The organism is Cupriavidus sp. 05N40, from assembly GCF_056397305.1.
This window is the reverse complement of the sequence record NZ_JBFTND010000224.1, coordinates 1-11,575: the sequence shown is the minus strand read 5'-3', so window position 1 is coordinate 11,575 and position 11,575 is coordinate 1. Positions and strand designations below refer to the sequence as shown.

At 70.3% G+C, this 11,575-nt stretch carries 10 protein-coding genes; 8 read left to right on the top strand and 2 right to left on the bottom strand.

The features are described 5' to 3' along the window. A partial coding sequence (locus AC1DO7_RS34735; RefSeq protein WP_477117149.1) for a DUF3761 domain-containing protein occupies nt 1-377 on the bottom strand: 377 nt, incomplete at its 3' end. Nucleotides 378-661: 284 nt separating this feature from the next. On the opposite strand from AC1DO7_RS34735, the gene AC1DO7_RS34730 reads away from it, so the two are divergent. Together AC1DO7_RS34730 and AC1DO7_RS34725 are read left to right on the top strand one after the other, a co-directional pair. Next, on the top strand, nt 662-2,950 hold the full coding sequence (locus AC1DO7_RS34730; RefSeq protein ID WP_477117148.1) for a mechanosensitive ion channel family protein: 2,289 nt from the start codon (nt 662-664) through the stop codon (nt 2,948-2,950). Nucleotides 2,951-3,268: 318 nt separating this feature from the next. Then, nucleotides 3,269-4,420: a helix-turn-helix transcriptional regulator gene (locus tag AC1DO7_RS34725; protein ID WP_441622267.1), complete on the top strand. Its 1,152-nt coding sequence runs from the start codon at nt 3,269-3,271 to the stop codon at nt 4,418-4,420. A gap of 69 nt (nt 4,421-4,489) precedes the next feature. Here the strand turns inward: AC1DO7_RS34725 and AC1DO7_RS34720 are convergent, their stop codons facing one another. Continuing rightward, on the bottom strand, nt 4,490-5,383 hold the full coding sequence (locus AC1DO7_RS34720) for a LysR family transcriptional regulator (RefSeq protein ID WP_441622265.1): 894 nt from the start codon (nt 5,381-5,383) through the stop codon (nt 4,490-4,492). Between the two features lie 156 nt (nt 5,384-5,539). On the opposite strand from AC1DO7_RS34720, the gene AC1DO7_RS34715 reads away from it, so the two are divergent. From AC1DO7_RS34715 to AC1DO7_RS34690, 6 genes are all read left to right on the top strand, one after another. After that, a complete protein-coding gene (locus tag AC1DO7_RS34715; RefSeq protein WP_441650075.1) occupies nt 5,540-6,745 on the top strand; it encodes a CaiB/BaiF CoA transferase family protein in 1,206 nt (401 codons plus the stop codon). Nucleotides 6,746-6,886: 141 nt separating this feature from the next. After that, entirely contained in the window at nt 6,887-7,348 is a 462-nt protein-coding gene (locus AC1DO7_RS34710; RefSeq protein WP_477117147.1) for a MaoC family dehydratase, read from the top strand. A 124-nt stretch (nt 7,349-7,472) separates the two neighbouring features. After that, nucleotides 7,473-8,423, top strand: coding sequence for a Bug family tripartite tricarboxylate transporter substrate binding protein (locus tag AC1DO7_RS34705; protein ID WP_441622281.1), 951 nt, complete (start codon nt 7,473-7,475; stop codon nt 8,421-8,423). A 44-nt stretch (nt 8,424-8,467) separates the two neighbouring features. Then, the gene (locus tag AC1DO7_RS34700) at nt 8,468-9,628 is read left to right on the top strand and encodes an acyl-CoA dehydrogenase family protein (protein WP_441622259.1); all 1,161 of its coding nucleotides are present in this window, start codon (nt 8,468-8,470) and stop codon (nt 9,626-9,628) included. Nucleotides 9,629-9,642: 14 nt separating this feature from the next. Then, complete coding sequence (locus tag AC1DO7_RS34695; protein WP_441650073.1) at nt 9,643-10,650, top strand: acyl-CoA dehydrogenase family protein; 1,008 nt, start codon at nt 9,643-9,645, stop codon at nt 10,648-10,650. Nucleotides 10,651-10,973: 323 nt separating this feature from the next. Then, on the top strand, nt 10,974-11,575 hold a 602-nt coding region (locus AC1DO7_RS34690; RefSeq protein ID WP_477117146.1), incomplete at its 3' end, for a MipA/OmpV family protein.

The following is an 11,575-nucleotide window of genomic DNA, read 5'->3' as shown; positions in this document are numbered from 1 at the left end:
GGTTTGGCCATCGAAGTTGCGGGCGCGGGCGCGGTGCCGGCGGCGGGCGTGGGCACGGCGGCCTTCGCGGCCGCTGGTGCCGCTGGTGCCGCTGCTGCCGCCGGCGCGCTGGCGGCAGTGGCGCCGCGCCACTCCTTCACGCCGCCGTGGCCGGCGCAGGCGCCCTGCTTGGTGGCGCCGAAGTAATTGCTGCCGTCCTTGCAGATGCCAGTGGGCGCCTGCGCCGCCGGCGCGGTCTGCGCGCGCGCCAGCAGCGGCACGCCGACGCACACGGCGGCGGCCAGCAGCATGGGCAGGCCCAGGCGCATGAACAAGGCTTGCCCGGGGGGGCGGGCGGAGACAGCGACTGCGGACTTCGTGGCTTTCGTGGCGGGCATGACGGGCTCCTGCAGTGACAATGCCATTGGGAACATCGAAAACGACAACCAGAAACAACCAGAACGAAACGACCGCGGCCGCGATCGGGGAGACGGCGGCGCCGGGCACGCGCAGCCGCCATCTGCCCGGCAGGCAATACTCCACTCAACGGCCCGTGGCACGCTTGCGTTGACGCCGGGCCGATGTGGTGCCGGCTGCCCCCGCCGCAAGGCGCGCCGTTTGTGCAATGCGCTACAGTGTCAGGCATGTCCGGCCGCGGCCGGAGGCTCACCACGCTCCTGCGATGACGCTACTGAACAGACCGTCGACAACGATCGCCATGCGGCTGCTGGCGGCATGGTGGCTGACGCTGGCCGGTGCCTGGCTCGCGCCAGCGGCGAGCGCCGCCCCCGGCCTGGCCGCGCTGCAAGCGGCCGTGACGGCCGCGCCGGCCTCGCAGCCCGCGGCCAGCGAGCCACTCGCGCAGTCGCTCGACCAGGTCATCACGACGCTGCAGAGCGACAAGGACCGCAAGGCGCTGGTCGAGCAGTTGCAGACGCTGCGCAAGGGGGTGGGCGCCAGCGATGCGTCGGCGCCGAAGCCCGGCCTGCTGGGCGCGCTGGCGGAGGCGGTCGACCATCTCGACAACAAGCTGCGCAAGGACATGGGCCCATGGCACTACTGGCGCTGGCGCGCCGAATTCGCCGTCGAAGAGTGGCGCATGGCGCTCACGGTCAATGGCAGCCGGCCCGCCTCGCAGTCGCTCAGGGAATTCGGCGCGGTGCTGGCAGCGTGGTTCCTGGCCGGCTGGCTGCTGTGGGAGACCGGCAAGCGCGTGCGCCACCGGCTGGTGCAGCACACCCCGCGCGCCGAACTGCCGGCGGTGCCATCCTGGATGGACGTGGGGCTCTACATGCTGCGCCGGGTGATTCCGTGGGTGCTGGCCCTGGGCCTGGCCATGCTGCTCTCGGTCAGCGTCTTCAACCGCTCGCCGGCAAGCATGGCCGGCATGGTGATCGCCTATTCGGTGGCGGCCGGCGCGGTGCTCGGCGCGGTGTGCCAGGTCATCTTCGCGCTGTTCAGCTCGGCCCATCGCGCCCGCGCGGTGCGCGAACTGCTGCGGCATTCGCGCGGCCTGCTGTTCGCCACCGGCGCACTTGCGGCGCTGGGCGACGTGGCCACCGACGCGCGCGTGGTCGCCTCGCTCGGCACCAACCTGTCGGCGCTGGTCTCCACCGTGGCCAATATCGCCGCGGCCCTGCTGATCGGCTGCTTCACGCTGCGCTTTCGCCGCCAGATCGGCCAGCTCATCACCAACCGCCCGCTTGCGTTCCGCCAGGCGTATCCGGGGGTGGCCGACCTGCTGCGCCTGATCGGGGCCACCTGGCACTTGCCGGTGCTGGCGGTGGTGGTGGCCTCGGTGGCCGGCACGCTGCTGGCCACCGGCAATGCCGACATCTTCCTGCGGCGCACCGTGGCCTCGGTGGCGCTGTTCGTCGCCGCCCTGCTGCTGACGCTGGTGAGCGGGCGCTCGCCCAAGTCTACCCGCCGCGCGCCGCGCTTTCGCGACCGCCAGCGCTCGGCCTATGTGGCGCGCTTCGGGCGCTTCGCCAAGGCGGTGGTGCGGGTGGTGATCTGGTTCGCGTACTTCGAGCTGGGCAGCCGCATCTGGGGCACCTCGCTACTGTCGATCATGGAATCATCGCCGGTGGGCCGGCGCATCGGCGAAGCGGTGTTCAGCGTGACCGCCACGGTGCTGCTGGCGTGGCTGGTCTGGCTGCTGATCGATACCGCCATCACGCAGACGCTGACGCCCGCGCACGGACGCGGGCCGGCGCCGAGCCTGCGCGCCAAGACCATCCTGCCGCTGGTGCGCAACGCCTTGTTCGTGGCGCTGCTGGTGATCACGCTGATCGTGGTGCTGGCCAACCTCGGCGTCAACGTGACGCCGCTGCTGGCCGGCGCCGGCGTGGTCGGCCTGGCGATCGGCTTCGGCGCGCAGAGCCTGGTGCAGGACCTGATCACCGGCCTGTTCATCGTGGTGGAAGACTCCATCGCCATCGGTGATTCGGTGGAGCTGCCCGACCACGCCGGCACGGTGGAGGCCATGACCATCCGCACCGTCAAGCTGCGCGACGGCAAGGGCGCGCTGCACGTGCTGCCGTACAGCCAGATCAAGGCCAYCAAGAACCTGTCGCGCGGCTACGCCTTCGCGGTCTTCAATATCGGCGTGGCCTACGGCAGCGATCTCGATCGCGCCATGGAACTGATCCGCGAAACCGGCAACGAGGTCTCGCGCGATTTCCGCTATGCGCGCAACCTGCTGTCCGGGCTCGACATCCTCGGCCTGGACCGCTTCGATCCCGGCGGCTCGGTGGTGCTGGCCCAGTTCAAGACGCGGCCGCTGACGCAGGCGGAAATCACGCGCGCCTTCAATGTCCGCCTCAAGCGCAAGTTCGACCAGAACGGCATCAGCATGGCTACCCAGCGCGTGACGGTGCAGGTCGATGGCGCAGCGCCGGCGCGCGCCCAGGCTGCGCAGGCYGGCGCGGCCGCCGCCGCGCTGCCGGCGAGCGCACCCGGGAATGGCTGAGCGCCGGGCCGGGCTTCGCGTGTACGCAGAAACGGGTACGGTCCGTGCCCCATGTTACGCCGAAGATACATTTCAGCGCTGAAAAATTCATATGCATCGGGGAAACAACATTCGCAATTTGCGAAGTTATGCACCGATGCGCATAATGCCGCTACGCGGTAACGCGGGCAGCCCGGATTTCGCCATGTGCGGCGGGCCGATCCCGTCCGGTGGCGATGGCCACAGTGAAGCCGGCCGACACGAGCCAGCCGTACCAGCAAACCAAAAATAATAGCGAGTACTTGGCAGAACTGGCGCAAGCCACCGGGGAGAAACACCATGGGCGAACATCCGTCGGCGGATGAAGATCTTCACCGCCTGATCGATTCGATCTACGAGTCCGCGCTCGACGTCACGGCCATGCCGCAGGCGCTCGACCTCTTCTCGCGCTACACCGGCACCGAGAGCCCGCATTACCTGGTCTGGGACAAGGTGGCCGGGCGCGCGCGGCTCGGCGTGACCCCGCACGGCTGCTTCTCGGCGCAGGGCGCGCATATCCCCGAAGACCTGCGCGCGCTGGCCACCCTGCCGTCGCACGCACTGGCCGGCGCCCATGCCGGCGGCCCCATGGAGGACGCATCGCACTACGCGCACGGCGCCGACCTCGAACGCGGCGTACGCCTGCTCGATACCGAAGAGGTGTGCGTGCTGATGGGCGGATCGGGCGACGGCCAGTCCCCGGATATCCGCTTCGACGGCATGGAAGGCTCCGCGCACCGCCGCAGCCGCCTGGCCCGCGTGCTGCCGCACTGGGCCCGCGCCGCGCGCATGCAGCAGCGCAATGCCGAACTGAGCGGCCTGGCGGCGCTCGGCCTGGCCGGGCTCGATACGCTCGACTTCGGCGTGATGGTGCTGCAGGCCGACATGCGCGTGCGCTACGCCAATATCTGGGCGGAGGCGCTGGTGCAGGCCGACAGCCAGCTCGCGCTGGACAATGGCGTGCTCCGGCCGCGCGAGCCGGCGCTGCAAGCCACCCTGCACAAGCTGCTCGAACGCGCCATGCAGCCACACGGGCCCGAGCGCGCGGCGGGCTCCTGGATGCATATCACGTCGGGCGGCCAGCCGGTGCCCATCATCGTGTTGCCGCTGGTTTCGCGCCAGCCGGTGGAGGGCCCCTGGCAACTGCCGTTCGCCATGGTGCTGATGGGCAATTCCGAGTCGCGCTCGGTGCTGGACAGCTCGGTGCTGACCTCGCTGTTCGGCCTGTCGCGCAAGGAAAGCCTGGTCGCCATCCGGCTTGCCGCCGGCGAGACCCTCAGCGAGATCGCCGAGCACGAGTTCGTCTCCCCCCACACCGTACGCGTGCATATCCGCGACATCCTGCGCAAGACCGGCACGCATCGCCAGAGCGAGCTGGTGCGGCTGCTGCATCTGCTGCCGGGCGTGGCGCTGGAGCGGGTGGCGCCGGCGCGCGGCGCGCCGCCGGCCTGAGCCCGCGCCCGCCCCGCGCCCGCCCCCTTCCCGGTCACGGCTTCTGCCGGACATCCTCCCCCAAGGCCGCTAAGCCGCGGCTGTCTGCCTCGCCACCGCCATCAGCCGCTGGACCTGCCGGTCGTCGCTGTCGGCGGGCGTGGCCAGCGCGATGCCGATGCGCGCCGACGGACGCGGGCTGCTCAGGCGCAGGAAGCGCACGCGGCGGTTGACATAGCGCGCCGCCACGCTGGGCACCAGCGCCACGCCCAGCCCGCTTTCCACCAGGCTGATGATGGTCTGCACCTGCACCGCTTCCTGCGTCACGCGCGGCACGAAGCCGGCCTGCTGGCACAGCAGCATGGCGATGGCCTGCAGGTTGGGCACATCGGCGCTCGGATGCATGATGAAGGGCTCTGCCGCCAGCGCCTTGAGCGCCACGGTGTCCTGCTGCGCGAATTCGCTGTCGGCCGGTACCGCGGCCACGAACTCGTCGGTCTCCAGCGGCATCAGCGTGTAGCCGCCAGCCTGGAGGATCGGGAAGCGCACCAGCCCGGCATCGAGCTGGTGGCGCTCGAGCCGCTCCAGGATCGACGCCGAGGTGGATTCGTGCAGGATCAGCTCGATACCCGGATGGGCTGCCCGAAAGGCCGGGATCAGCCTGGGCAGCAGCGCATAAGTGGCCGAGCCGACAAAGCCCACCCGCAGCGCGCCGCGTTCGCCATGGGCCGCGGCCACCGCGGCCGCGCGTGCCTGCGCTGCATGGAACAGCGCGCGGCGCGCGTCGTGCAGCGCGGCCTCGCCCGCCTGCGTGAGCCGCACGCCGCGCGACGTGCGCACGAACAGCGGGGTGCCGAGCGAGTCCTCCAGCTTGCGGATCGAGATCGACAGCGGCGGTTGCGCCATGTGCAGGCGCTCGGCCGCGCGGTGGAAGTTGCCGGTCTCGGCGAGAGCGACGAACTGCTGGAGCTGGCGCAGGTCCACGGTGATATCCCAAACGTATCGGATACTAAAAATCTAATATTAGACGCAAAGCTCTCGCCTGATCTACCCTGTTGCCATCCGATGTCGCGCCGGCCGCGCAGGCCTGGCCTGCCGGGCGCCGGGAAAGACACAGAACAGATCAGGAGACCGTCCAGCATGTTGCCTCTCTCAGGCGTGCGCGTGATCGACCTTTCCACGGTCGTGATGGGCCCCTATGCCAGCCAGTGGCTGGCCGACCTGGGCGCCGAAGTGATCAAGGTGGAGCCGCCCGGGGGCGATTCCACGCGGCACACCGGCCCGGCTGCCGAGGACGGCATGTCGGCCATCTTCCTCGGCGTCAACCGCAGCAAGAAAAGCGTGGTGCTCAACCTCAAGCARCCGGCCGCGCAGGCCGCGCTGGAGCGGCTGCTGGCAAGCGCGGACGTATTCGTGCACAGCATGCGCCCGCAGAAGCTCGCGGGACTGGGGCTGGACCCCGCTGCCGTGATGGCGCGCCATCCCCGCCTGGTCTACGTGAGCCTGCTGGGCTTTGCCGAAGACGGCCCCTACGGCGGCCGCCCGGCCTACGACGACATCATCCAGGGGCTGTCCGGCAACGCCGCCCTGATGGCGGCGCAGACCGGCACCGTGCGCTACTTCCCCACCATCGCCGCCGACAAGACCAGCGGCCTGGTGGCGGCGCTGTCGATCGCGGCGGCGCTGGCCGGGCGCGAGCGCCAGGGCGGCAAGGGCACGCTGGTGGAAGTGCCGATGTTCGAGTCGATGACGGCCTTCAACCTGGTCGAACACCTGTATGGACAGCACTTCGAGCCGCCGCGCGGCCCGACCGGCTATCCGCGCGTGCTGGCCCCGCTGCGCCGGCCTTACCAGACCGCCGACGGCCACGTCTGCATGATGCCGTACACCGATGCGCACTGGCGTGACTTCTTCACCGCCGCCGGCCGCCCGGACCTGGCGGCCGATGCGCGCTTTGCCGGCATCGCCGCGCGCACGCAGCATATCGAGACGCTCTACGAGCTGACCGGCGAGATCGTGCGCGCGCGCACCACCGGCGCGTGGCTGGCGCTGTGCGAGACCCTGCAGATCCCGGTCGCCCGCGTGAATGGGCTGGACGATCTCGTGGACGACCCGCACCTGCAGGCCACCGGATTCTTCGACACGCTGGAGGATCCGGCCATGGGCACGCTACGCTTTCCCGGCGCGCCGGTGCGCTTCGACGGCCAGCGCGCGGTGCCCGGCCTGCCCCCGCGGCTGGGCCAGCATACCCGCGGCCTGCTGGGCGAGGCAGGGCTGAGCGAAACGCAGATCGACGCGCTTGGGCAAGCCGGCGCGGCATACTGCGCGCCGGCCGCCGAGGCCTGAGAATCCGGCGCCCGGATCATGGCAGAGACCCTGAACGCAAGCCCGGAAGCGGTGCCGGACAGCACAGTTCCATCTTCCGCTCCATCCACTCCTAACATAAAGGATGCCGGCCACACGGGCCGGCCATCACCAGGAGACGCCGTGCCGCATACCCACTACCCCCGCCTCGGCCAGGGCTTTTACTGGCAGGACATCAAGGAAGGCCAGACCTTCGAGACCTTCCGCCGCACCGTGACCGAGACCGACCTGGTCAACTTCATCTCGGTCACCGGCATGCTGGAAGCCATCTTCATCGAAAAGGGCTACGAGGGCAGCGCCATCCAGGGACGGCCGGTGCCGGCCGCGCTCACCTATGCGCTGATCGAGGGCTTCATCCTGCAGACSATGATCCAGGGCACCGGMCTGGCSATGCTSKARCTGACCCAGAAGATCCTGGCGCCTGTGGTGGTGGGCGACACGATCTGGGCCACGGTCACGGTGGGCGACATCCGCCCCACCTCGCGCAGCGGGCGCGCGGTGGTGGACTCGGCCATCGAGGTATTCAACCAGCGCAACGAGCTGGTCATGAAGTACACCGCCAGGCGCCTGCTGGCGGGGCGATAGCGGCCAAACCGGAGGAGACAGAGTGAAAAAACAAGACAAAGAAACGAGCAATTGCACCGGCACCGGCACCGGCACCGGCATCGGCGGCAAGCCGGCACGTCCCGCGCGCGGCCTGCCGCCGCTCCTGCCGGTCCTCCTGGCGCTTGGCCTGGCCGCCGGGCCGGCCTGCGCGGCAACGGACTACCCCGCGCACCCGGTCAGGCTGGTGGTGCCGTTCCCGCCGGGCGGGCCGACCGACCTGGTGTCGCGCGTCATCGCCAGGAAGATGTCGGACGAACTGGGCCAGCAGGTGCTGGTGGACAACCGGCCGGGCGCCAACGGCAATATCGCCGCCGAGCTGGTCGCCAAGTCGCCGGCGGACGGCTACACGGTGCTCTACAACACCTCGTCGATCGCGCTGAGCCCGGCGCTGTACAAGAAGCTGTCCTACGACGTGAAGCGCGACTTCGCCCCGGTGGCGATGACGGCGATGGTGCCGCTGGTGCTCGAAGTCAACGCGCAGGTACCGGCCGCCAACCTCGGCGAGTTCATCCACTACCTGAAAGCCAACCCGGGCAAGCTGACCTATGGCTCGGCCGGCAACGGCAACGTGACCCACCTCGCCGCCTTCCTGTTCCTGCAGGCCAACGGGCTGTCGGCGGTGCACGCGCCGTACAAGGGCAGCGCGCCGGCGCTGACCGACCTGGCCGGCGGCCAGGTGCAGTTCATGACCGACACCATCAACTCCTCGCTGCCGTTCATCCGCGACAAGCGCATGAAGGCGCTGGCGGTGACCAGCATGTCGCGCAGCTCGCAGTTGCCCGACGTGCCGACCGTGGCCGAGACCGTGATGCCGGGCTTCGAAGTGGGCGCGTGGCAGGGCATGCTGGTGCCGGCCAGGACCCCGGCCGAGGTGGTGCGCAAGCTCAACGCCGCCACGCAGCAGGCCCTGGCCGCGCCCGATGTGCGCGCCAGCCTGGCGGCGCAGGGCGCCGAGCCGCGCGGCAGCAGCCCGGACGCCTACGGCCGCTACCTGGCCCAGGAGATCGACCGCTGGCAGAAGGTGGTGAAGGATTCCGGCGTGACGCTGGACTGACCCGCCGCCTGGCCAGCCGCCAGCCGCATCCCCGGAGATTCGCTTTGACTTCCCTGATCGACACGTTCCAGCTTACCGCCCTGCCCGCGGCCGCCGCCGCCTTCCGGCAAGAGGTGAAGGCGTTCCTGACTGAGCACCTGCCCCCGCTGCCACCCGAGACGCGGGCGCGCTCGTGGATGGGCTTCAACGCCGATTTCAGCCGTGCGCTGGCGCGGCGAGGCTGGGTGGGCATCACGCTGCCCGCGCAATACGGCGGCGCCGGGCTCGACCCGTTCTCGCGCTTCGTGCTGGTGGAGGAGCTGCTGGCCTGCGGCGCGCCGGTCTCTGCACACTGGATTGCCGACCGCCAGAGCGGGCCGCTGATCCTGCGCTACGGCAGCGATGCGCAGAAGCGTTTCTACCTGCCCCGCATCTGCCGCGGCGAGGCCTTCTTCTGCATCGGCATGAGCGAGCCCAATGCCGGCTCGGACCTGGCCAGCGTGGCTACGCGCGCGCTGCCGCAGGAGGATGGCACGTGGCGCCTGAACGGACGCAAGATCTGGACGACCAATGCCGACCGCTGCCATTACATGCTGGCGCTGGTGCGCACCTCGGGCAGCGCGGAAGACCGCCAGCGCGGCCTGTCGCAGGTCATCGTGGACCTGTCCGCCCCGGGCGTGACGGTGCGGCCCATCCACGACCTGGCAGGCGACGCGCATTTCTCGGAGGTCAGCTTCGACGACGTGCTGTTGCCGGCCGGCGCGCTGGTCGGCAAGGAAGGCAGCGGCTGGGAGCAGGTCAATGCCGAGCTGGCCTTCGAGCGTAGCGGACCCGAGCGCCTGTACTCCAGCGTGGTGCTGCTCGATACCTGGATCGCCGCGCTGCGGCGCGCGCCGGCCGCCCGGCGCGACACCGTCACCATCGGCCGGCTGGCCGCGCGGCTGGCCGTGCTGCGCACCATGTCGCTGGCGGTCACCGCGCGGCTGGCGGCGGGCGAAAGCCCGGTGGTGGAAGCCGCGCTGGTCAAGGACCTCGGCACCGGATTCGAGCAGTCCATCCCCGCGCTGGCGGAAGCCGCCCTCGGCGACGACCCGCACCTGGCCGCCGACGCCGAGCTGTACCGCACCCTGGCCTACGTCAGCCAGGTGGCACCGTCCTATTCGCTGCGCGGCGGCACGCGCGAGATCCTGCGCGGCATGATCGCCCGGGGCCTTGGCCTGCGCTGATACGGAGTTCCCACATGCATAACGCTTATTCCGACGCGCTCGAAGCCCTGCTGCGCGACTGTTGTACCCCCGCCGTGGTGCGCGCCGTGGAACGCGGCGGCGATCCGCAGCCGCTCTGGCAGGCGCTGCAGGAAAGTGGCTTCGCCGATTGCCTGCTGCCCGAGGAGGCCGGCAGCGCCGGCCTGCCGCTGGCGGAACTGGCGCCGGTGCTGTTCGCGCTGGGACGCCACGCGCTGCCGCTGCCGCTGGGCCAGACCCTGTTCGCACGCGCGCTGCTGCACGCCGCGGGGCGCGCGGTGCCCGCCGGCCCGATTGCGCTGGCGAGCTTCGACGGCGATGAGGCGCAGACCACGCTGGTCGCCGGCGGCGCGCCGGCGGCGTGGTTCCTGGTGCAGGAAGGCGCGCGCTGCGTACTGCTGCCGCGCGCGCAGGCGCAAGTGCGCGCCACCGGCGCCCATGCCGACCTGACCGTGATCCTGCCGCGACCCGCGCCGCAAGGGCCGGACGCCTTCATGCTGCCGGCCGGCGCCCTGCGCGAGATCGGCGCCTGCGTGCACGCCGCGCAGATGGCCGGCGCGATGTCCCATGTGTTCGACATCACGCTGCGATACGCCAACGACCGCCAGCAGTTCGGCCGCGCCATCGGCAAGTTCCAGGCCATCCAGCATCAGATCAGCGTCATGGCCGAGCATGTCGGCGCCGCGCGCATGGCCGCGCAACTGGCCTGCGCGGGCGGCGGACAGGACAATGCGTGGCGACCGGACCCGCTGCGCGCCGCCATCGGCAAGCTCAACGCCAGCGAAGCCGTCACGCCGGTGGCCGCCATCGCCCATGCCGTGCACGGCGCGATCGGCATCACCGAGGAATACGACCTGCAGCTCTACACCCGCCGCCTGCATGCCTGGCGGCTGGCGGACGGCACGGAAACCTACTGGGGCCGGGTGGTCGGAGAGGCGGTGTGCGCCGCCCCCGGCGATGGCGTGGTCGCGCTCGCGCGGCGCTGGAGCACGGACGCAGCCTAGCTCGCAACCGCCATGGGCCCGCGCGGCCAAGGTGCGCGAAAATGCCCGCCGGAGGCCGCGCCCAGGCGCATCCTGCCCGGCGGCGCCGGCCCGGCGCCAGTCCGGGAAAGCCGGGCCTGCGTGTGTCCTTTCCCATCGCCCGCATGGCCAAGACCGCAGAATCAGAGTACCTCCTACACTACAGTGAGATTCGAGGAAGTAACGCAGTGCGCCGGCCGATGAAAGGATAAGTCGCCGGCATCCTTGCGGTGCCCGCTCCGGCGACGTTGTTCCGATCCACCCGAGATTCGGTGTCTGCCCGCAACCGGGATACGGAGGCTGATGTGTCGACAATCCAAGCAAGCCTTGCCGGCGCCGCGTATTGCCGCCGCTGGCGGTCTGCCGCCATTGCGCTGCTTAGCCCGATCGTGGCCGCGATGGCTTTCCTGCTGGCGCCGCAAGCGCGCGCCCAGACGCCTTCGCCGGCGCCGGAATGGCAGTATTCGGTCGGCATCCCGCTGGAAAAGATGTTCGAGCCGGAAACGCCGACATGGGCGGTGCGCATCGGCGCGGCCGCCATCTATCGCCCGCGCTATGACGGCGCCTCGAACTACTACGTGCTGGGCGGTCCCTCCCTGGACGTGCGCTATCGCGACCTGTTCTTCGCATCCACCGGCGAGGGCATCGGTGTCAACCTCGTCAGCACGCCAAACTGGCGTGCCGGCCTGGCCATCTCCTACAACATCGGCCGGCGCGAGGCTGACGATCACGATCACCTGCGCGGCATGGGCAACATCAACTTTGCGCCCGAGGCCAAGGTGTTCGTCGACTACGTGGTTTCGAAGGAATTCCCGCTGGTGATCCGCGCCAATATCCGGCGCGCCATGGGCGGGGCCGACGGCTGGACCGGCGACGTCGGCGCCTATCTGCCGCTGCCGGGCAGCTC

What these genes read in the sequence shown, in the direction of transcription:
- AC1DO7_RS34725 (WP_441622267.1), top strand. Translation starts at nt 3,269, where the DNA reads ATGGGCGAACATCCGTCGGCGGATGAAGATCTTCACCGCCTGATCGAT.
- AC1DO7_RS34695 (WP_441650073.1), top strand. Translation starts at nt 9,643, where the DNA reads ATGCATAACGCTTATTCCGACGCGCTCGAAGCCCTGCTGCGCGACTGT.